The sequence below is a fragment of the Citrobacter sp. FDAARGOS_156 genome (genome assembly GCF_001559235.2).
In the GTDB taxonomy this organism is placed as follows: domain Bacteria; phylum Pseudomonadota; class Gammaproteobacteria; order Enterobacterales; family Enterobacteriaceae; genus Citrobacter; species Citrobacter youngae.
In genome coordinates, this window is sequence record NZ_CP014030.2 from 4,508,989 (window position 1) to 4,534,071 (window position 25,083).

The following is a 25,083-nucleotide window of genomic DNA, read 5'->3' on the forward strand; positions in this document are numbered from 1 at the left end:
CGAACATGTTGGATAAAATTGTCATCGCTAACCGCGGCGAGATTGCCTTGCGTATTCTTCGTGCCTGTAAAGAACTGGGCATCAAGACTGTCGCCGTGCATTCAAGCGCGGATCGCGATTTAAAACACGTATTGCTGGCGGATGAGACGGTCTGTATTGGCCCGGCTGCGTCCGTAAAAAGCTATCTGAACATCCCGGCAATCATTAGCGCCGCTGAAATCACCGGCGCAGTGGCAATCCACCCGGGTTATGGCTTCCTCTCTGAGAACGCCAACTTCGCTGAACAGGTAGAACGTTCTGGTTTTATCTTCATCGGCCCGAAAGCCGACACTATCCGCCTGATGGGCGACAAAGTGTCCGCGATCACCGCGATGAAGAAAGCTGGCGTACCGACCGTTCCAGGCTCTGACGGCCCGCTGGGCGATGACATGGACGCTAACCGCGCGCATGCTAAACGTATCGGCTACCCGGTTATCATCAAAGCCTCCGGCGGCGGCGGCGGTCGCGGTATGCGCGTCGTGCGCAGCGATGCCGAACTGGCACAATCCATCTCCATGACCAAAGCGGAAGCGAAAGCGGCTTTCAACAACGACATGGTTTACATGGAGAAGTACCTGGAAAACCCACGCCACATCGAAATTCAGGTGCTGGCTGACGGTCAGGGTAACGCGATTTATCTGGCTGAACGTGACTGCTCCATGCAGCGTCGTCACCAGAAAGTCGTCGAAGAAGCACCTGCGCCGGGTATTACCCCGGAACTGCGTCGCTACATCGGCGAGCGTTGCGCCAAAGCGTGCGTTGATATCGGCTATCGCGGGGCAGGTACTTTCGAGTTCCTGTTCGAAAACGGCGAGTTCTACTTCATTGAGATGAACACCCGTATTCAGGTTGAACACCCGGTAACCGAAATGATCACCGGCGTTGACCTGATCAAAGAGCAGCTGCGTATCGCGGCAGGACAACCGCTGTCCATCAAGCAGGATGAAGTTGTGGTTAAAGGCCATGCGGTAGAATGCCGTATCAACGCCGAAGACCCGAACACCTTCCTGCCAAGCCCGGGTAAAATCACGCGTTTCCACGCGCCGGGTGGCTTTGGTGTGCGCTGGGAGTCTCATATTTACGCAGGCTACACTGTACCTCCGTACTATGACTCAATGATCGGTAAGCTGATTTGCTACGGCGAAAACCGCGACGTAGCGATCGTCCGTATGAAAAACGCATTGCAGGAACTGATCATCGACGGTATCAAAACCAACGTTGATCTGCAGATCCGCATCATGAATGACGAGCACTTCCAGCATGGTGGAACCAATATCCACTATCTGGAGAAAAAACTCGGACTTCAGGAAAAGTAAGCATGTGTTAACCGAAAAGGCCGGAAATTCCGGCCTTTTGTTTTTCTCCCCTCCCGAACGCGCCATAAGGTACAATCCCCGCTTTCTTTATCCACAAGGGACAAAAAATGGACGCTCGTTTTGTTCAGGCCCATAAAGAGGCGCGCTGGGCGCTGTGGCTGACCCTTTTATATCTTGCCACATGGTTAGCAACCGCTTACTTACCAGATTCCACGCTCGGTTTTACCGGCTTACCGCACTGGTTCGAAATGGCCTGCCTGCTAACGCCGCTGGTTTTCATCGTACTGTGCTGGGCGATGGTGAAGTTTATCTATCGCGACATTCCGTTGGAGGATGACGATGCAGCTTGAAGTTATTTTGCCGCTGGTCGCCTATCTGTTGGTGGTCTTCGGTCTCTCTGTTTACGCCATGCGTAAGAGATCGACCGGTACTTTCCTGAACGAATATTTCCTCGGCAGCCGCTCGATGGGCGGGGTCGTATTGGCCATGACGCTAACGGCAACCTACATTAGCGCCAGTTCGTTTATTGGCGGCCCTGGCGCGGCTTATAAATACGGATTGGGATGGGTGCTGCTGGCGATGATCCAGTTGCCTGCCGTCTGGCTCTCTTTGGGGATCCTCGGGAAGAAATTCGCCATTCTGGCGCGCCGTTACAACGCCGTAACCCTTAACGACATGCTGTTCGCCCGCTACCAGAGCCGTCTACTGGTGTGGCTGGCAAGTCTTAGCCTGCTGGTCGCGTTTGTCGGAGCAATGACCGTACAGTTTATTGGCGGCGCACGTTTGCTGGAAACGGCTGCGGGTATTCCTTACGAAACCGGTCTGCTGATCTTTGGCGTCAGTATCGCTTTATATACGGCATTCGGCGGATTTCGCGCCAGCGTACTGAACGACACCATGCAAGGCATGGTAATGCTGATTGGGACTATCGTTCTGCTGGTCGGCGTCGTTCATGCCGCCGGCGGCCTTAGCAATGCGGTAGTAACCCTGCAAACCATCGATCCGAAACTGGTCTCACCGCAGGGCGCGGATGACATTCTGTCACCCACGTTTATGACCTCATTCTGGGTACTGGTGTGTTTTGGCGTGATTGGACTTCCGCATACGGCGGTACGCTGTATCTCCTATAAAGACAGTAAAGCGGTACATCGTGGGATTATCATCGGCACCATCGTGGTGGCGATCCTGATGTTTGGCATGCATCTGGCGGGTGCGTTGGGACGTGCGGTGATCCCTGACCTGACGGTACCGGATCTGGTGATCCCGACCCTGATGGTCAAAGTGTTGCCACCGGTAGCTGCCGGGATCTTCCTCGCGGCCCCCATGGCCGCGATCATGTCAACGATCAATGCCCAATTGCTGCAAAGTTCCGCTACGATCATTAAGGATCTGTACCTGAACCTTCGTCCGGAACAGTTGAAAAACGAAACCCGGCTGAAGCGCATGTCCGCTGTGATCACCCTACTGCTGGGCGCGTTACTGCTGCTGGCCGCCTGGAAACCACCAGAGATGATTATCTGGCTCAACCTGCTGGCGTTTGGCGGGTTGGAAGCGGTCTTCCTGTGGCCGCTGGTGCTGGGCCTGTACTGGGAGCGAGCAAACGCGACTGGCGCATTGAGCGCGATGATTGTCGGCGGCGTGTTGTATGCCGTACTTGCTACCTTTAACGTTCAGTACCTGGGCTTCCATCCGATCGTGCCCTCGTTGCTGATAAGTTTGCTGGCTTTCCTGGTCGGAAACCGTTTCGGTTCTACCGTCCCGCAAGCTGCCATATTGACTACTGATAAATAAAGAGTTTTGCCATGCCATGGATCCAACTGAAACTGAACACAACGGGTGCTAACGCAGAAGAGTTAAGCGATGCACTAATGGAAGCGGGCTCCGTTTCCATCACTTTCCAGGATACGCATGATACGCCGGTGTTCGAGCCTCTGCCGGGCGAGACTCGCCTGTGGGGCGATACCGATGTTATCGGCTTGTTCGACGCAGAAACTGACATGAAAGAAGTCGTTGCCATTCTGGAGCAGCATCCGCTGCTGGGTGAAGGTTTCGCGCATAAAATCGAACAGCTTGAAGATAAAGACTGGGAACGCGAATGGATGGATAACTTCCATCCGATGCGCTTTGGCGAACGCCTGTGGATTTGCCCGAGCTGGCGCGATGTCCCGGATGAGAATGCCGTCAATGTAATGCTGGACCCGGGTCTGGCGTTTGGTACTGGTACTCACCCTACTACTTCTCTGTGTCTGCAATGGCTGGACGGTCTCGATCTTAACGGCAAAACGGTTATCGACTTTGGCTGCGGCTCCGGCATTCTGGCCATTGCGGCATTGAAACTGGGCGCAGCGAAAGCCATCGGCGTGGATATCGATCCACAAGCGATTCAGGCCAGCCGTGATAACGCCCAGCGTAATGGCGTTTCTGAGCGTCTGGAGCTTTATCTGCCGAAAGACCAGCCAGAAGCCATGAAAGCCGACGTGGTGGTCGCCAACATCCTCGCGGGCCCATTACGTGAACTGGCGCCGTTAATCAGCGTACTGCCCGTTGAGGGCGGTCTACTGGGGCTTTCTGGCATTCTTGCCAGCCAGGCGGAAAGCGTCTGTGAGGCCTATGCCGATCTCTTTACACTCGATCCGGTCATCGAAAAAGAAGAGTGGTGCCGTATTACCGGTCAGAAAAAATAATCGTCACGCGTTACTATCGCCAACCCCAAAATCGCTTTCGTTTTCGCAAAATGATTTGCGGAAATGAGAGCGAGATCGCATTACAAAGTCACTATTTGTACACAAAAACAGCTTTTTATCCTGATGTCCTGAGCCTGAGCGCAATAAAAAAAGAGAAGTTTTCGGAATTTATAAACGGATGATAAATTAGCGCAACTACGTATCCAAATGATTATTAAAGCTTTTAATTTGAAACTGTGTACTTAGTCAGCAATTCATTGATCCACCTCAGTGGATTGGTCAAAGTTTGGCCTTTCATCTCATGCAAAAAATGCGTAATATACGCCGCCTTGCAGTCACAGTATGGTCATTTCTTAACTCATGCGCATCGGACAATACCAGCTCAGAAATCGCCTGATCGCAGCACCTATGGCTGGCATCACTGACAGACCATTCAGGACGCTGTGCTATGAGATGGGAGCAGGATTGACGGTATCCGAGATGATGTCTTCTAACCCGCAGGTTTGGGAAAGCGACAAATCTCGTTTACGTATGGTGCACGTTGATGAGCCAGGAATTCGCACGGTGCAAATTGCCGGTAGCGATCCTGTTGAGATGGCTGATGCCGCACGTATTAACGTGGAAAGCGGCGCCCAGATTATTGATATCAATATGGGGTGTCCGGCTAAAAAAGTGAATCGCAAGCTCGCAGGTTCAGCCCTCTTGCAGTACCCGGATTTAGTGAAATCGATACTAACCGAGGTCGTCAATGCAGTGGACGTTCCTGTCACACTCAAGATTCGCACCGGCTGGGCTCCGGAACACCGTAACTGCGTAGAGATTGCCCAACTGGCTGAAGACTGTGGCATTCAGGCTCTGACCATTCATGGACGCACCCGCGCCTGTTTGTTCAATGGAGATGCTGAGTACGACAGTATTCGGGCAGTTAAGCAGAAAGTTTCCATTCCGATTATCGCGAATGGCGACATTACTGACCCGCATAAAGCCAGAGCTGTACTCGACTATACGGGGGCGGATGCCCTGATGATAGGACGTGCAGCTCAGGGAAGACCCTGGATCTTTCGGGAAATCCAGCATTATCTGGACACTGGGGAGCTGCTGCCCCCGCTGCCTCTGGCAGAGGTGAAGCGCTTGCTTTGTGCGCATGTTCGGGAATTGCACGACTTTTATGGTCAGGCAAAAGGGTACCGAATTGCGCGTAAACACGTATCCTGGTATCTCCAGGAACACGCTCCGGATGACCAGTTTCGGCGCACATTCAACGCCATTGAAGACTCCAGCGAACAGCTGGCGGCGTTGGAGGCATACTTCGAAAATTTTGCGTAAACAGAAATAAAGAGCTGACAGAACTATGTTCGAACAACGCGTAAATTCTGACGTACTGACCGTTTCTACCGTTAACTCTCAGGATCAGGTAACTCAAAAACCCCTGCGTGACTCGGTTAAACAGGCACTGAAGAACTATTTTGCTCAATTGAATGGTCAGGATGTTAACGATCTCTATGAGCTGGTACTGGCTGAAGTAGAACAGCCCCTGTTGGACATGGTGATGCAATACACCCGCGGTAACCAGACCCGTGCTGCCCTGATGATGGGCATCAACCGTGGTACGCTGCGTAAAAAACTGAAAAAATACGGCATGAACTGATACTAATCAGCGAAATGTTTGTTTTAAAAGGCGCTACTCGGCATGGGGAAGCGCCTTTTTTATTCGCGTCACACGGAGGCTTTGGTGATGAAAGCGAGATGTGAACCTGTCTACTTTGGTGATGAATCAAAAAAGATAATCCAGGGTGATGCGCTGACTGAACTGAAAAAGCTGCCGTCTGAAAGCATCGATCTGATCTTTGCCGACCCACCTTATAACATCGGGAAAGACTTTGACGGGTTGGTAGAATCCTGGGACGAAGAGAGCTTTCTGGCCTCGCTGTTCGAGTGCATTGATGAATGCCATCGAATATTAAAGCCACAAGGCACCATGTACATCATGAACAGTACGGAGAACATGCCGTACATCGACCTCAAATGTCGACAGCTTTTTACCATCAAGAGCCGTATTGTGTGGGCCTATGATAGCTCAGGGGTACAGGCCAAAAAGTACTTTGGCTCCATGTATGAACCGATCCTGATGATGGTCAAAGACCCAAAAAGTTATACATTTAACCGTGATGATATTTTGGTTGAAGCGAAAACCGGGGCGAAACGCGCGCTAATAGACTACAGAAAAAACCCACCTCAGCCCTACAATCATAAAAAAGTACCCGGTAATGTCTGGGAGTTTCCACGTGTTCGCTACCTGATGGATGAATACGAAAACCACCCCACGCAGAAACCCAAAGCCCTGCTGGAGCGCATCATTCTGGCTTCCTCCAACCCAGATGACAAAGTGCTGGATCCGTTTGCCGGTAGCTTCACAACCGGTGCCACTGCCGTGGAATTAGGTCGCAAGTTTGTCGGGATTGAAATCAATGCCGAATACGTAAAAATGGGGCTCAGAAGATTGAGTATTGGTTCTCATTTTTCAGAGAATGAGCTTGCAAAGGTGAAAAAGCGCAAGACGAAAAACCTGTCTAAAAAGAGTCGATTACCGGAAAAGAACAGTGGAATTTCAGCAAAGTAAAAGCATTGTAAGTCTGCTTTTCAGCTTTTAGATTTCGTGTATATTCCCTGCACGCTTGGGCATGAATACACAGGATTTGGTAATGATTCGCAAGTATTGGTGGCTGGTTGTTTTTGCTGTCTTTGTTTTTCTTTTTGATGCGCTACTCATTCAGTGGATAGAGTTGATGACAACAGAGCACGATAAGTGCCGGAATATGAACTCAGTAAATCCCCTCAAGCTGGTCAACTGTATCGACCTCGAATAGTACGTCCGGTGACTTACCGTTCTGCAACTGCCGTCAGTCCATGGCGGCAGAAACTAGCCAGCCTGATCCTCACCCTGAATCAATTGCAGCATGCAGCCATCAGGGCTTAACATTTTTAATACATTATCAACTAATACTGGCGCTTGTTTATAAAGATCATAACTCATTGGATTAATGAGCCAGTTTTTAACAATGCCACTAAAACTCCCATGAAGAATAATTATTATAACGTCTAAATCAAGGCTGGTTGCGATAAGCCCATCGTCCATACATTTCTGCAAGGCAATGCGCATACCCAGATGGTTGATACCAATTTTTTCACGAATAGTCTGTTCCGATATCATATCATTATGGAATTCACATTTATGATATAAAATCTGCATTAATGCCTGCTGTCGAGGATTCTCAGCAATATATTGCAAACCCACAACTAATCTTTCTTGTAGCCGCTGTAGTGGGTTATCTCCCCAACGGCCCACGAGCCGCTCCTGAATAAGATCGCGCAAGGGCGGCTGCTGTAACCAAAGCTCATTAAAAAGCTGCGTTTTATTTTCGAAATGCCAATAGAGCGCTCCCCGCGTAACGTTGGCCGCATCAGCAATGTCGTTGAGCGTCGTATTGCTTACGCCGCGCGCGGCAAACTGCGCTATCGCTGTTTCAATCAGGTGCTGCCGCGTTTTGAGAGCATCAGCTTTCGTTCTTCTGGCCATGGTTCCGACTGTCCGGAGTAGAGTGGAGAATGATTAACTTTCTTATCTAATATTTGCTAAACGAAATAAATGTATCACTTAGCGTTTATTTAGACGAGGTCTAAAAGCGTTAATTGCTGACATTGCACACGAATAAACAAAGCATATAAAAACTTTAAATACATTCACCAGCCAAATACTTATTTCAATATGTATTTATGCGCATCATAGTATTGCTATTAACACCATAATAAAACAGCAGAGGATTAATCTTTTTTTGTTTTTATGTGCCGTGTGTCGCGCCCATAAATAAGTATTGCTTACATCGCAAGCTAATAATTTGTAGGATAGCCAACTATTATTTTTCTTGTGCGCGTTATCGCCTCTGCGTTACCCGGTTAATAACGAGCGTTCGGTTTTTTAAGGAATAGAAATGACGAAAAATGCCAGGTTTTCACTCCTGCCCTCATTCATCATCATCTCCGCTGCATTACTCGCCGGTTGTAACGATCAGGGAGAAACACAAGCTCATCCCGCAGAGCCGCAGGTGACTGTCCATGTCGTCGAAAAGGCGCCCTTAGCCGTGACGACCGAATTACCCGGGCGCACAACGGCATTTCGTATCGCAGAAGTCCGTCCTCAGGTTAGCGGGATTGTACTTAAACGGAATTTCACTGAGGGAAGCGATGTTGAAGCAGGTCAGTCGCTTTATCAGATCGACCCCGCGACTTACCAGGCTGACTATGACAGCGCCAAAGGCGAGCTGGCAAAGAGTGAAGCGGCGGCAGCTATCGCGCATTTAACGGTAAAACGTTATGTTCCGCTGGTAGGCACTAAGTACATCAGCCAGCAAGAGTACGATCAGGCCATTGCTGATGCCCGCCAGGCAGATGCTTCCGTAATCGCAGCAAAAGCCACGGTCGAAAGCGCACGTATTAACCTGGCCTACACCAAAGTGACATCGCCCATTAGCGGACGGATCGGTAAATCTAACGTCACCGAAGGCGCATTAGTCACGAATGGCCAGGCGACTGAGCTTGCTACCGTTCAACAGCTTGATCCTATTTACGTCGACGTAACGCAGTCCAGCAATGACTTTATGCGCCTCAAACAGTCAGTTGAGCAAGGGAGCCTGCATAAAGACAGCGCCAGCAGTACCGTCGAACTGGTAATGGAAAATGGTCAGTCGTACCCGCTGAAAGGCTCTTTACAATTTTCTGACGTGACGGTTGATGAAAGTACCGGATCCATCACCCTCAGGGCCGTCTTCCCTAACCCGCAGCACACGCTGCTGCCGGGCATGTTCGTGCGTGCGCGCATTGATGAAGGTGTTCAGCCAAATGCCATTCTCGTTCCGCAGCAGGGGGTAACACGTACGCCTCGCGGCGATGCCACCGTGATGGTCGTTAACGATAAAAGTCAGGTTGAGTCTCGCGCCGTTGTTGCCGCACAAGCCATTGGCGACAAGTGGCTCATCAGCGAAGGTCTGCAACCGGGTGACAAAGTTATCGTGAGCGGCTTGCAGAAAGCACGCCCTGGCGTCCAGGTTAAAGCAACTGCCGACACCGAAATCTCTGCCACGAAAGCCCAATAAGGTAACCGGACATGGCTAACTTTTTTATCAGGCGTCCTATCTTTGCCTGGGTACTGGCCATCATTCTGATGATGGCGGGTGCTCTGGCAATCATGCAGCTCCCCGTGGCGCAGTACCCAACCATCGCACCTCCTGCGGTCGCTATTACCGCAACCTATCCAGGTGCGGATGCGCAGACGGTACAAGATACTGTTACGCAGGTTATCGAACAGAATATGAACGGTATCGATAACCTGATGTATATGTCCTCCACCAGCGATTCCGCTGGAAGTGTGACCATCACGCTGACCTTCCAGTCCGGTACCGACCCCGATATCGCCCAGGTTCAGGTGCAAAATAAACTGCAGCTCGCCACACCTTTACTGCCGCAGGAAGTCCAGCAGCAGGGGATCGGCGTTGAGAAATCCAGCAGCAGCTTTTTAATGGTCGCGGGGTTTGTTTCTGATAACCCGCAAACCACACAGGATGATATTTCCGACTACGTTGCCTCTAACGTTAAAGACTCAATCAGTCGTCTTAATGGCGTGGGTGACGTACAGCTGTTTGGTGCACAGTATGCTATGCGCATCTGGCTGGATGCGAACTTGCTGAACAAGTACCAGCTTACGCCGGTTGATGTGATCAATCAGTTGAAGGTCCAGAACGATCAGATAGCCGCAGGTCAGTTAGGCGGTACGCCAGCATTACCTAACCAGCAGCTTAACGCTTCTATCATTGCGCAAACGCGACTGAAAGATCCTGAAGAGTTCGGCAAAGTCACTTTACGCGTAAACAGCGATGGTTCAGTTGTTCACCTGAAGGACGTTGCACGGATCGAGTTGGGTGGTGAGAACTACAACGTGGTGGCGCGTATTAACGGTAAGCCTGCGTCCGGCCTCGGTATTAAGCTGGCAACCGGGGCAAACGCGCTGGATACCGCTAACGCTATCAAAGCCAAACTGGCTGAGTTGCAACCGTTCTTCCCGCAGGGAATGAAGGTGGTCTATCCGTACGACACCACGCCATTTGTGACCATCTCCATCCACGAAGTGGTAAAAACGCTGTTTGAGGCGATCGTGCTGGTGTTCCTGGTCATGTATTTGTTCCTGCAGAACATCCGGGCAACGCTCATTCCAACCATCGCTGTCCCCGTCGTATTGTTAGGCACATTTGCCGTACTTGCCGCGTTTGGCTACTCAATAAACACCCTGACGATGTTCGGGATGGTGCTCGCCATCGGTCTATTGGTCGATGATGCGATAGTGGTAGTGGAAAACGTCGAACGTGTGATGATGGAAGATAATCTGCCGCCTAAAGAGGCGACGGAAAAATCCATGTCACAAATTCAGGGAGCGCTGGTCGGCATCGCCATGGTGCTGTCTGCGGTCTTTATCCCGATGGCTTTCTTTGGTGGGTCGACAGGTGCTATCTACCGGCAGTTCTCCATCACCATTGTTTCCGCCATGGCGCTTTCTGTTCTGGTCGCGCTGATCCTGACTCCCGCACTTTGCGCAACGCTGCTGAAGCCGGTATCGGCTGAACATCACGAGAAAAAAAGCGGTTTCTTTGGCTGGTTTAATGCCAAATTCGATCACAGCGTCAACCACTACACCAATAGTGTCAGCGGTATTGTGCGTAAAACCGGGCGTTACCTGGTTGTCTACCTGATCATCGTGATCGGAATGGCGGTGCTGTTTATGCGTCTGCCGACCTCCTTCCTGCCGGAAGAAGATCAGGGCGTATTTATGACTATGATTCAGCTCCCGGCGGGGGCAACACAAGAGCGCACCCAGAAAGTGCTGGATCAGGTCACCCAGTATTATCTGAACAATGAGAAAGCTAACGTCGCAAGCGTCTTCACGGTTAACGGCTTTAGCTTCAGCGGTCAGGGACAAAACTCAGGTCTGGCGTTCGTCAGCCTCAAGCCCTGGGATGAGCGTAGCGGAGAGGAAAACAGCGCCGAAGCGGTTATTGCACGCGCCACTCGCGCCTTCAGCCATATCCGCGATGGTCTGGTCTTCCCCTTCAACATGCCGGCGATTGTTGAATTGGGTACTGCAACCGGCTTCGACTTCGAGCTGATCGATCAGGGCGGTCTGGGACATACGGCATTAACGCAAGCCCGTAACCAACTGCTGGGTATGGTGGCTAAACACCCAGATTTGTTAGTCCGCGTGCGTCCGAACGGCCTGGAAGATACCCCTCAGTTCAAACTGGATGTCGATCAGGAGAAAGCACAAGCACTGGGCGTTTCGCTGTCGGACATTAACGAGACCATCTCTGCATCGTTGGGCGGCTATTACGTCAATGACTTTATTGACCGCGGCCGAGTGAAGAAAGTGTACGTTCAGGCGGATGCTAAATACCGCATGCTGCCAACGGACATCAGTAATCTGTATATCCGCAGTGCCAATGGCGAAATGGTTCCGTTCTCTGCGTTCAGCGCATCGCATTGGGTTTACGGCTCACCGCGCCTGGAGCGTTACAACGGCATGCCATCGATGGAAATACTGGGGGAAGCCGCGCCGGGTCGAAGTACGGGTGAAGCAATGGCACTAATGGAAAGCCTCGCAGAAAAGCTGCCAAACGGTATTGGTCATGACTGGACGGGTATGTCTTATCAGGAACGACTGTCGGGTAACCAGGCACCTGCACTTTATGCCATCTCGCTAATCGTCGTCTTCCTTTGCCTGGCCGCGTTGTATGAAAGTTGGTCGATTCCCTTCTCCGTCATGCTGGTTGTACCGCTCGGTGTGGTAGGCGCACTGTTAGCTGCATCAGTGCGTGGGATGAATAACGACGTCTACTTCCAGGTGGGTCTGTTAACCACTATTGGCCTCTCGGCGAAGAACGCCATCCTGATCGTCGAATTTGCCAAAGACCTGATGGATAAAGAGGGCAAAGGATTGATAGAAGCCACTCTGGAGGCATCGCGCATGCGTCTTCGTCCAATCCTGATGACATCCCTGGCGTTTATTCTGGGGGTTATGCCTCTGGTTATCAGCCATGGTGCAGGTAGCGGTGCGCAGAATGCTGTTGGTACCGGTGTTATGGGGGGGATGCTCACCGCAACATTGTTAGCGATCTTCTTCGTTCCCGTCTTCTTCGTTGTCGTTAAACGGCGTTTTAGCCGGCACCACGAATAATTTGTAAAATAAAGGCGTCCATAGACGCCTTTTTACATGATGATGAGTTCTTTATTTATTAATGAGATAGACATTTAATTTTGCTGAAGCATTGCAGAACAAACTTTCAGGTGCCCCATTTTATCCATTATTTTTACAATCCACATGAATTGAGATTATTCCTCATGTCAGTCTTTTTTTAAGCAGTGGTAAAATAGCAGTCGAGTTCGCAGATGGCTGAGCGTTTACCTTTGCTCAATTAGCGAAACGCTTATTTTTGAGGTAACACCATGAAAAGATTAATACCCGTTGCACTGCTTACCGCATTACTGGCTGGCTGTGCACACGATTCCCCTTGTGTGCCTGTCTATGACGATCAAGGGCGTCTGGTTCATACCAATACCTGTATGAAAGGCACCACGCAGGATAACTGGGAAACTGCAGGAGCGATAGCCGGTGGTGCAGCCGCTGTTGCCGGCTTGACGCTTGGGATAGTTGCCTTGACGAAATAAAAAATCATAAAAGCGCGGCCGTTACCGCGCTTTTAGCAATACGAATTAAATCTTAATATAAGACAAAATGTTAGTTCACGGCATCATTCATAAAATAAAATTATTATAGATTCGCTTCACATATCCATGAACTCAAATTAGCATTTTCTGTATTCTTCGTTATAACGCACATCCCTTTCATTATTCTCACGCTACGGATATTCACGCCCGAAATCGTTATCATGCGTCCTGTCTTATTTTTAAATTTTTTGCGCCGAAATGTGGCTTACGTTTCAATTTTGCACCACTTCAGGGCGCTGCATTTATTCTTTCCTGTCTACACTCTGCATATTGCGTCGAATAATCGTGCGCAAAAACCTGGCACTACCTTTGCTTAGAAGAGTATGGCCATAGCCACAGACAGGTAAAAGACGTTTTCAGAACGTTTCCATAACAATAATTCCTCCACACAGGATGCTCTATGAAAAAGATGATAATAGCCAGCCTGGCTGCGGCCGGCGTGCTGCTTGCGGTTGCAAATCAGGCACATGCCGGCGCAACTCTCGATGCCGTACAGAAAAAGGGTTTTGTGCAATGTGGTATCAGTGATGGCCTGCCTGGTTTTTCTTACGCTGATGCAAGCGGTAAGTTCTCAGGTATTGATGTCGATGTATGTCGTGGCGTTGCCGCTGCCGTATTTGGTGATGACAGCAAAGTAAAATATACCCCACTCACCGCCAAAGAACGCTTCACCGCGTTACAGTCTGGTGAGGTCGATATGCTTTCCCGTAATACCACATGGACCTCTTCTCGCGATGCCGGAATGGGAATGTCTTTCACTGGCGTAACGTATTACGACGGCATCGGTTTTCTTACCCACAATAAAGCGGGCCTGAAGAGCGCTAAAGAGCTGGATGGCGCAACGGTTTGTATTCAGGCAGGAACAGATACTGAACTGAATGTGGCCGACTACTTTAAAGCCAATAACATGAAGTATACCCCTGTCACCTTTGACCGTTCTGATGAGTCCGCTAAAGCTCTCGAATCAGGGCGCTGCGATACACTTGCCTCCGACCAGTCTCAGTTGTACGCCCTGCGGATCAAACTGAGCAACCCCGCAGAATGGATTGTACTGCCAGAAGTTATTTCTAAAGAGCCACTGGGGCCAGTCGTGCGTCGTGGTGACGACGAGTGGTTCTCGATTGTTCGCTGGACGTTGTTCGCTATGCTGAACGCCGAAGAGATGGGGGTTAATTCGAAAAATGTTGACGAAAAAGCGGCAAATCCTGCAACACCGGATATGGCGCACCTGCTAGGTAAAGAGGGGGATTATGGCAAGGATCTGAAACTTGATAACAAATGGGCTTATAACATTATCAAGCAGGTAGGTAACTACTCGGAGATCTTTGAGCGTAACGTTGGATCGGAAAGCCCGCTGAAGATCAAGCGTGGGCAGAACAACCTCTGGAATAACGGTGGCATTCAGTATGCACCACCCGTGCGCTAATGCGCAGTGATGCAACGAGCGCCGCAACTGCGGCGCTCAGCCCAGAGTCATAGTTACCGAGGTTTTCTTATGTCCCATCGCCGCTCAAACGTAAAAGGATCGTTATCCTTTTCTAACCCTGCGGTCCGCGCCTGGTTATTTCAAATACTCGCTGTGATTGCGGTCGTTAGCATTGCGATCTATCTCATTCATAACACCATTAATAACCTGAGCAGTCGCGGTATTACCTCGGGATTTTCTTTTCTCGAACGCAGTGCCGGATTTGGTATCGTCCAGCATCTGATTGATTACGAGCAAGGCGATACATATGGCCGCGTTTTTATCGTCGGTCTGCTTAATACGCTATTAGTCTCTGCGTTGTGCATTGTTTTCGCATCATTTCTCGGCTTTTTTCTCGGGCTGGCACGGCTGTCGGATAACTGGTTACTACGAAAGCTCTCTACGATTTATATCGAAACGTTCCGCAATATCCCGCCATTGCTGCAGATCTTCTTTTGGTATTTTGCCGTATTGCGGAATTTGCCCGGACCGCGGCAGGCTGTTAGTACCCTGGATCTGGTCTTTCTGAGCAATCGCGGGCTCTACATTCCGGCGCCACAGATGGGAGAAGGTCTGATTACCTTCTGTGCCGCAATCATGCTTGCCGTCATCATCACCATTGGGTTATTTCGCTTCAACAAAATGCACCAGACCAAAACAGGCCAGTTGCGCCGAACATGGCCAACAGCCCTGATGCTAATCGTGTTTCTACCGATGATTTCACATTGGATTTTCGGTGCGGCGCTGCACTGGGATATCCCTGAACTGCGCGGGTTTAACTTCCGTGGCGGTATGGTGCTTATTCCCGAACTGGCTGCCCTGACGCTGGCGCTTTCGGTGTATACCTCAGCGTTTATTGCTGAAATTATCCGGGCGGGGATTCAGGCTGTTCCTTATGGCCAACATGAAGCCGCACGCTCGCTGGGCCTGCCAAATCCGGTAACGCTGCGCCAGGTGATCATCCCACAGGCGCTGCGCGTCATCATTCCCCCATTGACCAGCCAGTATCTGAATATCGTCAAGAACTCCTCTCTCGCAGCCGCCATTGGCTATCCGGATATGGTGTCATTGTTTGCCGGTACTGTGCTCAATCAAACAGGACAGGCCATCGAAACTATCGCCATCACCATGTCGGTGTACCTGATCATCAGCCTGAGCATTTCTCTGTTGATGAATATTTATAACCGCCGCATCGCACTGATTGAGCGCTAAGGAGCCATGATGACAAAAGCACTGCTGTCTCGCCCCGCGCGCCCGAGCAGTAACCAGGCAAGTCGCATTCTATTTTGGGTACGTAAAAACCTGTTCTCTAGTTGGTCAAACAGCCTGCTCACATTGCTATGCGTGTGGCTTATTTGGTCGTTCCTTCCCCCGCTGTTGAACTGGGCATTCCTGCAGGCCAACTGGGTCGGTTCTAGCCGGGCCGATTGTACAAAAGCAGGGGCTTGCTGGGTTTTCATCCATGAACGCTTCGGGCAATTTATGTATGGACTGTATCCACACGATCAACGCTGGCGCGTCAATCTGGCTCTGATTATTGGTCTGCTTTCCTTCATCCCGATGTTCTTGAAAATCATCCCCCACCGTGGCCGCTATATCGCCGTCTGGGCCGTCATTTATCCAGTGGTGGTTTGGTGGCTGATGTACGGGGGTTTTTTCGGGCTTGAGCGCGTAGAAACTCGCCAGTGGGGTGGATTAACACTGACGCTTATCATCGCATCCGTGGGTATTGCAGGCGCGCTTCCGTGGGGCATTTTACTGGCGTTAGGCCGCCGTTCTCATATGCCGATCGTGCGTGTTTTATCGGTCATTTTCATTGAGTTCTGGCGTGGTGTGCCGCTTATAACCGTCCTGTTTATGTCCTCAGTCATGCTCCCGCTATTTATGTCGGAGGGTACAACTATCGACAAACTTATTCGGGCACTGGTTGGTGTCATTCTCTTCCAGTCAGCCTATGTTGCTGAAGTGGTACGCGGAGGATTACAGGCCTTACCAAAAGGTCAATATGAAGCGGCTGAATCACTGGCGCTTGGGTACTGGAAAACGCAGGGGTTGGTTATTCTTCCCCAGGCGCTGAAGCTGGTCATTCCCGGCCTGGTCAATACCATCATCGCGCTATTCAAGGATACCAGCCTGGTCATTATCATCGGCCTGTTTGATCTCTTTAGCAGCGTCCAGCAAGCAACTGTCGACCCGGCCTGGCTGGGAATGTCGACAGAAGGATATGTTTTCGCTGCACTGATTTACTGGGTTTTCTGTTTCAGCATGTCGCGTTATAGCCAGCATCTGGAAAAACGTTTTAACACCGGGCGTACACCGCACTGAGGAATTTATGAGCCAACTAGTAATGCCGTCCACTGACGCGATGATTACGCTGGAAAACGTCAACAAATGGTATGGGCAGTTTCATGTCCTGAAAAATATCAACCTACAGGTAAAACAGGGAGAGCGTATCGTATTGTGTGGGCCTTCTGGTTCCGGAAAATCGACGACTATTCGCTGTATTAACCATCTGGAAGAACATCAGCAAGGGCGTATTGTCGTGGATGGAATCGAGCTCAACGAAGATATCCGCAATATCGAACGTGTCAGACAGGAAGTTGGCATGGTCTTTCAGCACTTTAATCTCTTCCCTCATTTAACGGTTCTGCAAAACTGCACACTGGCTCCTATTTGGGTGCAAAAGATGCCGAAGAAAGAAGCCGAAGTGCTGGCAATGCACTACCTTGAGCGGGTCCGCATTGCTGAACATGCACATAAATATCCCGGGCAAATTTCCGGTGGTCAGCAACAGCGTGTCGCTATTGCGCGCTCGCTGTGTATGAAACCCAAAATCATGCTGTTTGACGAACCCACGTCAGCGTTAGATCCCGAAATGGTAAAGGAAGTGCTGGATACGATGATTGGCCTGGCGCAATCGGGAATGACAATGCTGTGTGTAACACATGAAATGGGGTTCGCCCGCACGGTAGCGGATCGGGTGATCTTTATGGATCTTGGAGAGATTGTCGAACAGGCGCCTCCAGATGAATTTTTTGCCCATCCTAAATCCGAACGAACCCGTGCCTTTTTGTCGCAGGTTATACATTAATGCCCAATTGCCTGCACGTATCAGACCGACAGCAATATCAACCTCGTGGGCCGGGTAAAGCGTTTACGCGTATCCGGCCTATTTTCCCTGATACGTTAAAAAAGCAAAAAGGCCCAGTCTTTCGACTGGGCCTTTCGCTTTTATTTGATGCCTGGCAGTTCCCTACTCTCGCATGGGGAGACCCCACACTACCATCGGCGCTACGGCGTTTCACTTCTGAGTTCGGCATGGGGTCAGGTGGGACCACCGCGCTACAGCCGCCAGGCAAATTCTTTACTAAGTGCCAAACTTTAACCCGAAAAACTGGTGCTGATACCCAGAGTCGAACTGGGGACCTCACCCTTACCAAGGGTGCGCTCTACCAACTGAGCCATATCAGCACACTAAATTTGATGCCTGGCAGTTCCCTACTCTCGCATGGGGAGACCCCACACTACCATCGGCGCTACGGCGTTTCACTTCTGAGTTCGGCATGGGGTCAGGTGGGACCACCGCGCTACAGCCGCCAGGCAAATTCTGTTATCAGACCGCTTCTGCGTTCTGATGTCATCTGTAATCAAGCTGAATCTGATGTCTCTTCGCCAAAACATCTTCGGCGTTGTAAGGTTAAGCCTCACGGTTCATTAGTATCGGTTAGCTCAATGTATCGCTACACTTACACACCCGACCTATCAACGTCATCGTCTTTAACGTTCCTTCAGGAGACTTATAGTCTCAGGGAGAACTCATCTCGGGGCAAGTTTCGTGCTTAGATGCTTTCAGCACTTATCTCTTCCGCATTTAGCTACCGGGCAATGCCATTGGCATGACAACCCGAACACCAGTGATGCGTCCACTCCGGTCCTCTCGTACTAGGAGCAGCCCCCCTCAATTCTCCAGCGCCCACGGCAGATAGGGACCGAACTGTCTCACGACGTTCTAAACCCAGCTCGCGTACCACTTTAAATGGCGAACAGCCATACCCTTGGGACCTACTTCAGCCCCAGGATGTGATGAGCCGACATCGAGGTGCCAAACACCGCCGTCGATATGAACTCTTGGGCGGTATCAGCCTGTTATCCCCGGAGTACCTTTTATCCGTTGAGCGATGGCCCTTCCATTCAGAACCACCGGATCACTAAGACCTGCTTTCGCACCTGCTCGAGCCGTCACTCTCGCAGTCAAGCTAGCTTATGCCTTTGCACTAACCTCCTGATGTCCGACCAGGATTAGCTAACCTTCGTGCTCCTCCGTTACTCTTTAGGAGGAGACCGCCCCAGTCAAACTACCCACCAGACACTGTCCGCAACCCGGATTACGGGTCCACGTTAGAACACCAGCCATTAAAGGGTGGTATTTCAAGGTTGGCTCCATGCAGACTGGCGTCCACACTTCAAAGCCTCCCACCTATCCTACACATCAAGGACCAGTGTTCAGTGTCAAGCTATAGTAAAGGTTCACGGGGTCTTTCCGTCTTGCCGCGGGTACACTGCATCTTCACAGCGAGTTCAATTTCACTGAGTCTCGGGTGGAGACAGCCTGGCCATCATTACGCCATTCGTGCAGGTCGGAACTTACCCGACAAGGAATTTCGCTACCTTAGGACCGTTATAGTTACGGCCGCCGTTTACCGGGGCTTCGATCAAGAGCTTCTCCTTACGGATAACCCCATCAATTAACCTTCCGGCACCGGGCAGGCGTCACACCGTATACGTCCACTTTCGTGTTTGCACAGTGCTGTGTTTTTAATAAACAGTTGCAGCCAGCTGGTATCTTCGACTGATTTCAGCTCCATGAGTAAATCACTTCACCTACATATCAGCGTGCCTTCTCCCGAAGTTACGGCACCATTTTGCCTAGTTCCTTCACCCGAGTTCTCTCAAGCGCCTTGGTATTCTCTACCTGACCACCTGTGTCGGTTTGGGGTACGATTTCGTGTTACCTGATGCTTAGAGGCTTTTCCTGGAAGCAGGGCATTTGTTACTTCAGCACCGTAGTGCCTCGTCATCACACCTCAGCGTTAATAAACGACCGGATTTACCTAATCGTTCCGCCTACATGCTTAAACCGGGACAACCGTCGCCCGGCTAACATAGCCTTCTCCGTCCCCCCTTCGCAGTAACACCAAGTACAGGAATATTAACCTGTTTCCCATCGACTACGCCTTTCGGCCTCGCCTTAGGGGTCGACTCACCCTGCCCCGATTAACGTTGGACAGGAACCCTTGGTCTTCCGGCGTGCGGGTTTTTCACCCGCATTATCGTTACTTATGTCAGCATTCGCACTTCTGATACCTCCAGCATGCCTCACGACACACCTTCAACGGCTTACAGAACGCTCCCCTACCCAACAACACATAGTGTCGCTGCCGCAGCTTCGGTGCACAGTTTAGCCCCGTTACATCTTCCGCGCAGGCCGACTCGACCAGTGAGCTATTACGCTTTCTTTAAATGATGGCTGCTTCTAAGCCAACATCCTGGCTGTCTGTGCCTTCCCACATCGTTTCCCACTTAACTGTGACTTTGGGACCTTAGCTGGCGGTCTGGGTTGTTTCCCTCTTCACGACGGACGTTAGCACCCGCCGTGTGTCTCCCGTGATAACATTCTTCGGTATTCGCAGTTTGCATCGGGTTGGTAAGTCGGGATGACCCCCTAGCCGAAACAGTGCTCTACCCCCGAAGATGAGTTCACGAGGCGCTACCTAAATAGCTTTCGGGGAGAACCAGCTATCTCCCGGTTTGATTGGCCTTTCACCCCCAGCCACAAGTCATCCGCTAATTTTTCAACATTAGTCGGTTCGGTCCTCCAGTTAGTGTTACCCAACCTTCAACCTGCCCATGGCTAGATCACCGGGTTTCGGGTCTATACCCTGCAACTTAACGCCCAGTTAAGACTCGGTTTCCCTTCGGCTCCCCTATTCGGTTAACCTTGCTACAGAATATAAGTCGCTGACCCATTATACAAAAGGTACGCAGTCACCTAACAAGTAGGCTCCCACTGCTTGTACGTACACGGTTTCAGGTTCTTTTTCACTCCCCTCGCCGGGGTTCTTTTCGCCTTTCCCTCACGGTACTGGTTCACTATCGGTCAGTCAGGAGTATTTAGCCTTGGAGGATGGTCCCCCCATATTCAGACAGGATACCACGTGTCCCGCCCTACTCTTCGAGTTCACAACCTGTGCATTTTGGTGTACGGGACTATCACCCTGTACCGTCGGACTTTCCAGACCGTTCCACTAACACACAAGCTGATTCAGACTCTGGGCTGCTCCCCGTTCGCTCGCCGCTACTGGGGGAATCTCGGTTGATTTCTTTTCCTCGGGGTACTTAGATGTTTCAGTTCCCCCGGTTCGCTTCATTACGCTATGTATTCACGTAATGATAGTGTGACGAATCACACTGGGTTTCCCCATTCGGAAATCGCCGGTTATAACGGTTCATATCACCTTACCGACGCTTATCGCAGATTAGCACGTCCTTCATCGCCTCTGACTGCCAGGGCATCCACCGTGTACGCTTAGTCGCTTAACCTCACAACCCGAAGATGTTTCGTAAAACACCACCGTGTTGCGAAAATTTGAGAGACTCGAACACACCATTTTTCATTTCTTATTACGGAGAAATGAAACAGTGTGTCGTTTCAATTTTCAGCTTGATCCAGATTTTTAAAGAGCAAAACTTCGCAGTGAACCTTTTCAGGTACACTCTGAAGTTTTCTTGTGTTTTTGCAGTAAAGATGGTGGAGCTATGCGGGATCGAACCGCAGACCTCCTGCGTGCAAAGCAGGCGCTCTCCCAGCTGAGCTATAGCCCCATCGTAGTTATCTCATTCACCTTAATTCTTGCTGAGACAAGGCGTGGAGCGGCGAAGCATACTGAAGTATGCGAGTCGTTTCACAACGCGGTATCAGAAAGAATTTGGTAGGCCTGAGTGGACTTGAACCACCGACCTCACCCTTATCAGGGGTGCGCTCTAACCACCTGAGCTACAAGCCTGCAGAGATTTTCTTACTGCTAATTTTCATCAGACAATCTGTGTGAGCACTTCAAAGAACGCTTCTTTAAGGTAAGGAGGTGATCCAACCGCAGGTTCCCCTACGGTTACCTTGTTACGACTTCACCCCAGTCATGAATCACAAAGTGGTAAGCGCCCTCCCGAAGGTTAAGCTACCTACTTCTTTTGCAACCCACTCCCATGGTGTGACGGGCGGTGTGTACAAGGCCCGGGAACGTATTCACCGTGGCATTCTGATCCACGATTACTAGCGATTCCGACTTCATGGAGTCGAGTTGCAGACTCCAATCCGGACTACGACGCACTTTATGAGGTCCGCTTGCTCTCGCGAGGTCGCTTCTCTTTGTATGCGCCATTGTAGCACGTGTGTAGCCCTACTCGTAAGGGCCATGATGACTTGACGTCATCCCCACCTTCCTCCAGTTTATCACTGGCAGTCTCCTTTGAGTTCCCGGCCGGACCGCTGGCAACAAAGGATAAGGGTTGCGCTCGTTGCGGGACTTAACCCAACATTTCACAACACGAGCTGACGACAGCCATGCAGCACCTGTCTCAGAGTTCCCGAAGGCACCAAAGCATCTCTGCCAAGTTCTCTGGATGTCAAGAGTAGGTAAGGTTCTTCGCGTTGCATCGAATTAAACCACATGCTCCACCGCTTGTGCGGGCCCCCGTCAATTCATTTGAGTTTTAACCTTGCGGCCGTACTCCCCAGGCGGTCGACTTAACGCGTTAGCTCCGGAAGCCACGCCTCAAGGGCACAACCTCCAAGTCGACATCGTTTACGGCGTGGACTACCAGGGTATCTAATCCTGTTTGCTCCCCACGCTTTCGCACCTGAGCGTCAGTCTTTGTCCAGGGGGCCGCCTTCGCCACCGGTATTCCTCCAGATCTCTACGCATTTCACCGCTACACCTGGAATTCTACCCCCCTCTACAAGACTCTAGCCTGCCAGTTTCGGATGCAGTTCCCAGGTTGAGCCCGGGGATTTCACATCCGACTTGACAGACCGCCTGCGTGCGCTTTACGCCCAGTAATTCCGATTAACGCTTGCACCCTCCGTATTACCGCGGCTGCTGGCACGGAGTTAGCCGGTGCTTCTTCTGCGAGTAACGTCAATCGCTGCGGTTATTAACCACAACGCCTTCCTCCTCGCTGAAAGTACTTTACAACCCGAAGGCCTTCTTCATACACGCGGCATGGCTGCATCAGGCTTGCGCCCATTGTGCAATATTCCCCACTGCTGCCTCCCGTAGGAGTCTGGACCGTGTCTCAGTTCCAGTGTGGCTGGTCATCCTCTCAGACCAGCTAGGGATCGTCGCCTAGGTGAGCCGTTACCCCACCTACTAGCTAATCCCATCTGGGCACATCCGATGGCAAGAGGCCCGAAGGTCCCCCTCTTTGGTCTTGCGACGTTATGCGGTATTAGCTACCGTTTCCAGTAGTTATCCCCCTCCATCGGGCAGTTTCCCAGACATTACTCACCCGTCCGCCACTCGTCACCCAAGAGCAAGCTCTCTGTGCTACCGTTCGACTTGCATGTGTTAGGCCTGCCGCCAGCGTTCAATCTGAGCCATGATCAAACTCTTCAATTTAAGTTTGATGCTCGTGAATTAAACTTCGTAATGAATTACGTATGTTCACTCAGAGACTTGGTATTCATTTTTCGTCTTGCGACGTTAAGAATCCGTATCTTCGAGTGCCCACACAGATTGTCTGATAAATTGTTAAAGAGCAGTTGCGACGCGCTTTAGCGCTCTGTCGCGAGGTGGCGTATATTACGCTTTCCTCTTTCAGAGTCAACCCTCATTTTCAGGTTTTTCTCTTCAACCGGCCCGGCCGTTTGCGTGAAGTGATTCACATCCGCCGTGTCGATGGAGGCGCATTATAGGGATCCCATTTTTTAGCACAAGTGTTTTTTGGATCTTTTTTGCCGAATGCTTGTTTTTCACTCCTTTCGCTACATTCCTGTGCAATTTGGCTGATTTTTGATAGCTAAACCACTTGCACAGTCTCAATAATCCAACCAAAGTCTTCATTACCGCCCTATTTTCATTGAGGTAAACATGTCTGATGTACTACGTCCTTATAAGGATCTTTTCCCACAGATCGGCAAACGCGTCATGATCGATAGTAGTAGTGTTGTCATTGGCGATGCTCGTCTGGCTGATGATGTCGGGATTTGGCCACTGGTTGCGATTCGTGGCGATGTGAACTACGTACAGATTGGCGCCCGTACAAACATCCAGGACGGCAGCGTTCTCCATGTCACGCATAAATCCACGTCTAATCCGCAGGGTAATCCACTGATCGTGGGTGAGGACGTTACGGTTGGTCATAAAGTCATGCTACACGGTTGCATCATTGGCAACCGCGTTTTAGTCGGTATGGGATCGATTTTGCTGGATGGCGTAGTCGTAGAAGACGACGTTATGATTGGGGCTGGGAGCCTGGTTCCACAAAACAAACGCCTGGAAAGCGGATATCTGTATCTGGGAAGCCCGGTTAAACAAATCCGCCCACTAACTGATGAAGAGAAAGCAGGCCTACAGTATTCTGCTGACAACTACGTGAAGTGGAAAGATGAGTATTTAGGTCAGGATAACCAGACCCAACCTTGAGAATCTTCCTGCTGGGCCTGGATCAATGCTTCAGCCTCTTCTTCCAGATCCCAGCGATATTCGCGAAAAGTTTCAAGCCACTGTTCAGGCGTGTCGCCGCCAAAGCGATGCGCCAGCGTCTCTCCTTTTATGGCACATTTTAGCTGCATACCATGAACCATCGCCGGGAAGACGACGGAATTAATATCCGCCACCCACTCTTCCCTATCAGGGAATTGAATCGCCTGATTCATGCAGAAAGTTCCTGTTGCAGTGTTTTAATCACAGGCTCAATCTCCGGTAGTACACCATGCCAGAGCAAAACAGCATGTGCCGCTTGCCCCACCAGCATTCCCAAACCATCAGCACAATGTTTTGCACCATGCGATACGCACCAGGAAAGGAACGGAGTATTCCCCTTTTGATAGAACATGTCGTAGCAATAAACCGAAGAATGAATAAGCGATGCAGGAATGGCTGGAACATCACCGCTAATACCACTGGACGTTGCGTTGATGATCAGATCGAAGGTGTAATTATCCAGCTCATCCATTCCTACCGCCTGAACGCTGCCGGTATGGGAGAAGATCTGCGCCAATTCTTCAGCACGTGAGGCGGTGCGATTAACAATAGTCACCGCGCAATCCATAGACAGGAGAGGCAGCAACACGCCACGGGACGCTCCACCAGCCCCAATCAACAGGATACGAGACCCGGGATGAATGAAAGACAAACGCTCAAGATCGCTAAGCAGGCCGATACCATCGGTGTTATCACCCAGTAAACGCCCATCCTCCAGCCGTTTTAGAGTATTGACCGCCCCAGCCAGCGATGCCCGCTCTGTTAGTTCATCAGCACGCGCAAAAGCCTCTTCTTTAAAAGGAACGGTAACATTAGCCCCTTTCCCCCCATCAGCAAAAAAGGCATTGAGCGTATTCACAAAGTTATTGATCGGCGCCAACACCCGACCATAAGAGTGATCAATCTTCAGCTGCTCTGCAAATTGCTGATGAATAAAAGGCGATTTGCTGTGTGCTACCGGATTACCAAAAACAGCATAGGCTTCTTTCATA

At 50.7% G+C, this 25,083-nt stretch carries 19 protein-coding genes, 3 tRNA genes and 4 rRNA genes; 16 read left to right on the top strand and 10 right to left on the bottom strand.

Annotated elements, in window-relative coordinates:
* Positions 1 to 5: 5 nt before the first annotated feature.
* The 8 genes from accC (at position 6) to AL515_RS22265 (ending at position 6,906) form a co-directional block, all read left to right on the top strand.
* A complete protein-coding gene (gene accC / locus AL515_RS22225) occupies positions 6 to 1,355 on the top strand; it encodes an acetyl-CoA carboxylase biotin carboxylase subunit (protein WP_061068707.1) in 1,350 nt (449 codons plus the stop codon).
* Between the two features lie 107 nt (positions 1,356 to 1,462).
* A complete protein-coding gene (locus tag AL515_RS22230; RefSeq protein WP_061068708.1) occupies positions 1,463 to 1,705 on the top strand; it encodes a YhdT family protein in 243 nt (80 codons plus the stop codon).
* Positions 1,695 to 3,146, top strand: coding sequence for a sodium/pantothenate symporter (gene panF, locus AL515_RS22235; RefSeq protein WP_048213463.1), 1,452 nt, complete (start codon positions 1,695 to 1,697; stop codon positions 3,144 to 3,146). The genes AL515_RS22230 and panF overlap by 11 nt, the downstream gene beginning before the upstream one ends.
* A gap of 11 nt (positions 3,147 to 3,157) precedes the next feature.
* On the top strand, positions 3,158 to 4,039 hold the full coding sequence (gene prmA / locus AL515_RS22240) for a 50S ribosomal protein L11 methyltransferase (protein ID WP_003025221.1): 882 nt from the start codon (positions 3,158 to 3,160) through the stop codon (positions 4,037 to 4,039).
* Positions 4,040 to 4,399: 360 nt separating this feature from the next.
* Positions 4,400 to 5,365, top strand: a complete 966-nt coding sequence (gene dusB, locus AL515_RS22250) for a tRNA dihydrouridine synthase DusB (RefSeq protein WP_003025224.1) — start codon at positions 4,400 to 4,402, stop codon at positions 5,363 to 5,365.
* A 25-nt stretch (positions 5,366 to 5,390) separates the two neighbouring features.
* Positions 5,391 to 5,687, top strand: coding sequence for a DNA-binding transcriptional regulator Fis (gene fis / locus AL515_RS22255; RefSeq protein WP_000462905.1), 297 nt, complete (start codon positions 5,391 to 5,393; stop codon positions 5,685 to 5,687).
* An 87-nt stretch (positions 5,688 to 5,774) separates the two neighbouring features.
* The gene (gene yhdJ / locus AL515_RS22260) at positions 5,775 to 6,659 is read left to right on the top strand and encodes an adenine-specific DNA-methyltransferase (RefSeq protein WP_061068861.1); all 885 of its coding nucleotides are present in this window, start codon (positions 5,775 to 5,777) and stop codon (positions 6,657 to 6,659) included.
* Positions 6,660 to 6,741: 82 nt separating this feature from the next.
* The gene (locus AL515_RS22265; protein ID WP_048213464.1) at positions 6,742 to 6,906 is read left to right on the top strand and encodes a DUF2556 family protein; all 165 of its coding nucleotides are present in this window, start codon (positions 6,742 to 6,744) and stop codon (positions 6,904 to 6,906) included.
* Between the two features lie 53 nt (positions 6,907 to 6,959).
* On the opposite strand, the gene envR is transcribed toward AL515_RS22265, so the two are convergent.
* Positions 6,960 to 7,616 carry an acrEF/envCD operon transcriptional regulator gene (gene envR, locus AL515_RS22270; protein ID WP_061068709.1) on the bottom strand — a complete coding sequence of 219 codons (657 nt, stop codon included), beginning with the start codon at positions 7,614 to 7,616 and terminating at the stop codon, positions 6,960 to 6,962.
* A gap of 412 nt (positions 7,617 to 8,028) precedes the next feature.
* On the opposite strand from envR, the gene AL515_RS22280 reads away from it, so the two are divergent.
* The 7 genes from AL515_RS22280 (at position 8,029) to AL515_RS22310 (ending at position 17,421) form a co-directional block, all read left to right on the top strand.
* The gene (locus AL515_RS22280) at positions 8,029 to 9,189 is read left to right on the top strand and encodes an efflux RND transporter periplasmic adaptor subunit (RefSeq protein WP_061068710.1); all 1,161 of its coding nucleotides are present in this window, start codon (positions 8,029 to 8,031) and stop codon (positions 9,187 to 9,189) included.
* Between the two features lie 11 nt (positions 9,190 to 9,200).
* Complete coding sequence (locus AL515_RS22285; protein WP_061068711.1) at positions 9,201 to 12,314, top strand: efflux RND transporter permease subunit; 3,114 nt, start codon at positions 9,201 to 9,203, stop codon at positions 12,312 to 12,314.
* 269 nt (positions 12,315 to 12,583) lie between these two features.
* Positions 12,584 to 12,805 carry a membrane protein gene (locus tag AL515_RS22290; RefSeq protein WP_048213468.1) on the top strand — a complete coding sequence of 74 codons (222 nt, stop codon included), beginning with the start codon at positions 12,584 to 12,586 and terminating at the stop codon, positions 12,803 to 12,805.
* 460 nt (positions 12,806 to 13,265) lie between these two features.
* Positions 13,266 to 14,291: an amino acid ABC transporter substrate-binding protein gene (locus tag AL515_RS22295; protein ID WP_061068712.1), complete on the top strand. Its 1,026-nt coding sequence runs from the start codon at positions 13,266 to 13,268 to the stop codon at positions 14,289 to 14,291.
* Between the two features lie 69 nt (positions 14,292 to 14,360).
* On the top strand, positions 14,361 to 15,542 hold the full coding sequence (locus AL515_RS22300; RefSeq protein ID WP_061068713.1) for an amino acid ABC transporter permease: 1,182 nt from the start codon (positions 14,361 to 14,363) through the stop codon (positions 15,540 to 15,542).
* A 9-nt stretch (positions 15,543 to 15,551) separates the two neighbouring features.
* Positions 15,552 to 16,655 (top strand): amino acid ABC transporter permease, encoded by a 1,104-nt coding sequence (locus AL515_RS22305; RefSeq protein ID WP_048213471.1) that lies wholly within the window; start codon positions 15,552 to 15,554, stop codon positions 16,653 to 16,655.
* Positions 16,656 to 16,662: 7 nt separating this feature from the next.
* The gene (locus tag AL515_RS22310; protein ID WP_061068714.1) at positions 16,663 to 17,421 is read left to right on the top strand and encodes an amino acid ABC transporter ATP-binding protein; all 759 of its coding nucleotides are present in this window, start codon (positions 16,663 to 16,665) and stop codon (positions 17,419 to 17,421) included.
* Between the two features lie 149 nt (positions 17,422 to 17,570).
* Here the strand turns inward: AL515_RS22310 and rrf (AL515_RS22315) are convergent.
* The 7 genes from rrf (AL515_RS22315) to AL515_RS22345 form a co-directional block, all read right to left on the bottom strand.
* Positions 17,571 to 17,686: ribosomal RNA gene (rrf, locus tag AL515_RS22315) — 5S ribosomal RNA — on the bottom strand.
* A gap of 39 nt (positions 17,687 to 17,725) precedes the next feature.
* Positions 17,726 to 17,801, bottom strand: a tRNA-Thr gene (locus AL515_RS22320).
* A gap of 14 nt (positions 17,802 to 17,815) precedes the next feature.
* A 5S ribosomal RNA gene (gene rrf / locus AL515_RS22325) occupies positions 17,816 to 17,931 on the bottom strand.
* A gap of 92 nt (positions 17,932 to 18,023) precedes the next feature.
* Positions 18,024 to 20,930 (bottom strand): 23S ribosomal RNA (locus AL515_RS22330).
* Between the two features lie 206 nt (positions 20,931 to 21,136).
* A tRNA-Ala gene (locus tag AL515_RS22335) sits at positions 21,137 to 21,212 on the bottom strand.
* A 105-nt stretch (positions 21,213 to 21,317) separates the two neighbouring features.
* Positions 21,318 to 21,394, bottom strand: a tRNA-Ile gene (locus AL515_RS22340).
* A gap of 71 nt (positions 21,395 to 21,465) precedes the next feature.
* Positions 21,466 to 23,005 (bottom strand): 16S ribosomal RNA (locus tag AL515_RS22345).
* Together the 16S, 23S and 5S rRNA genes with 3 tRNA genes alongside form the textbook arrangement of a ribosomal RNA operon.
* Positions 23,006 to 23,476: 471 nt before the next feature.
* On the opposite strand from AL515_RS22345, the gene AL515_RS22360 reads away from it, so the two are divergent.
* The gene (locus AL515_RS22360; protein ID WP_048213512.1) at positions 23,477 to 24,031 is read left to right on the top strand and encodes a gamma carbonic anhydrase family protein; all 555 of its coding nucleotides are present in this window, start codon (positions 23,477 to 23,479) and stop codon (positions 24,029 to 24,031) included.
* Here AL515_RS22360 and AL515_RS22365 read toward each other — a convergent pair.
* Entirely contained in the window at positions 24,007 to 24,264 is a 258-nt protein-coding gene (locus AL515_RS22365; RefSeq protein WP_061068716.1) for a DUF1488 domain-containing protein, read from the bottom strand. The two genes, AL515_RS22360 and AL515_RS22365, sit on opposite strands and share 25 nt — an antisense overlap.
* Positions 24,261 to 25,082 (bottom strand): shikimate dehydrogenase, encoded by an 822-nt coding sequence (aroE, locus tag AL515_RS22370; protein ID WP_061068717.1) that lies wholly within the window; start codon positions 25,080 to 25,082, stop codon positions 24,261 to 24,263. The genes AL515_RS22365 and aroE overlap by 4 nt, the downstream gene beginning before the upstream one ends.
* Position 25,083 lies beyond the last annotated feature (1 nt).

Excerpts from the sequence above, each read along its gene's own strand:
- accC (WP_061068707.1), top strand. The coding sequence starts at position 6 with ATGTTGGATAAAATTGTCATCGCTAACCGCGGCGAGATTGCCTTGCGT.
- AL515_RS22230 (WP_061068708.1), top strand. The coding sequence starts at position 1,463 with ATGGACGCTCGTTTTGTTCAGGCCCATAAAGAGGCGCGCTGGGCGCTG.
- panF (WP_048213463.1), top strand. The coding sequence starts at position 1,695 with ATGCAGCTTGAAGTTATTTTGCCGCTGGTCGCCTATCTGTTGGTGGTC.
- prmA (WP_003025221.1), top strand. The coding sequence starts at position 3,158 with ATGCCATGGATCCAACTGAAACTGAACACAACGGGTGCTAACGCAGAA.
- dusB (WP_003025224.1), top strand. The coding sequence starts at position 4,400 with ATGCGCATCGGACAATACCAGCTCAGAAATCGCCTGATCGCAGCACCT.
- fis (WP_000462905.1), top strand. The coding sequence starts at position 5,391 with ATGTTCGAACAACGCGTAAATTCTGACGTACTGACCGTTTCTACCGTT.
- yhdJ (WP_061068861.1), top strand. The coding sequence starts at position 5,775 with ATGAAAGCGAGATGTGAACCTGTCTACTTTGGTGATGAATCAAAAAAG.
- AL515_RS22265 (WP_048213464.1), top strand. The coding sequence starts at position 6,742 with ATGATTCGCAAGTATTGGTGGCTGGTTGTTTTTGCTGTCTTTGTTTTT.
- envR (WP_061068709.1), bottom strand. The coding sequence starts at position 7,616 with ATGGCCAGAAGAACGAAAGCTGATGCTCTCAAAACGCGGCAGCACCTG.
- AL515_RS22280 (WP_061068710.1), top strand. The coding sequence starts at position 8,029 with ATGACGAAAAATGCCAGGTTTTCACTCCTGCCCTCATTCATCATCATC.
- AL515_RS22285 (WP_061068711.1), top strand. The coding sequence starts at position 9,201 with ATGGCTAACTTTTTTATCAGGCGTCCTATCTTTGCCTGGGTACTGGCC.
- AL515_RS22290 (WP_048213468.1), top strand. The coding sequence starts at position 12,584 with ATGAAAAGATTAATACCCGTTGCACTGCTTACCGCATTACTGGCTGGC.
- AL515_RS22295 (WP_061068712.1), top strand. The coding sequence starts at position 13,266 with ATGAAAAAGATGATAATAGCCAGCCTGGCTGCGGCCGGCGTGCTGCTT.
- AL515_RS22300 (WP_061068713.1), top strand. The coding sequence starts at position 14,361 with ATGTCCCATCGCCGCTCAAACGTAAAAGGATCGTTATCCTTTTCTAAC.
- AL515_RS22305 (WP_048213471.1), top strand. The coding sequence starts at position 15,552 with ATGACAAAAGCACTGCTGTCTCGCCCCGCGCGCCCGAGCAGTAACCAG.
- AL515_RS22310 (WP_061068714.1), top strand. The coding sequence starts at position 16,663 with ATGAGCCAACTAGTAATGCCGTCCACTGACGCGATGATTACGCTGGAA.
- AL515_RS22360 (WP_048213512.1), top strand. The coding sequence starts at position 23,477 with ATGTCTGATGTACTACGTCCTTATAAGGATCTTTTCCCACAGATCGGC.
- AL515_RS22365 (WP_061068716.1), bottom strand. The coding sequence starts at position 24,264 with ATGAATCAGGCGATTCAATTCCCTGATAGGGAAGAGTGGGTGGCGGAT.
- aroE (WP_061068717.1), bottom strand. The coding sequence starts at position 25,082 with ATGAAAGAAGCCTATGCTGTTTTTGGTAATCCGGTAGCACACAGCAAA.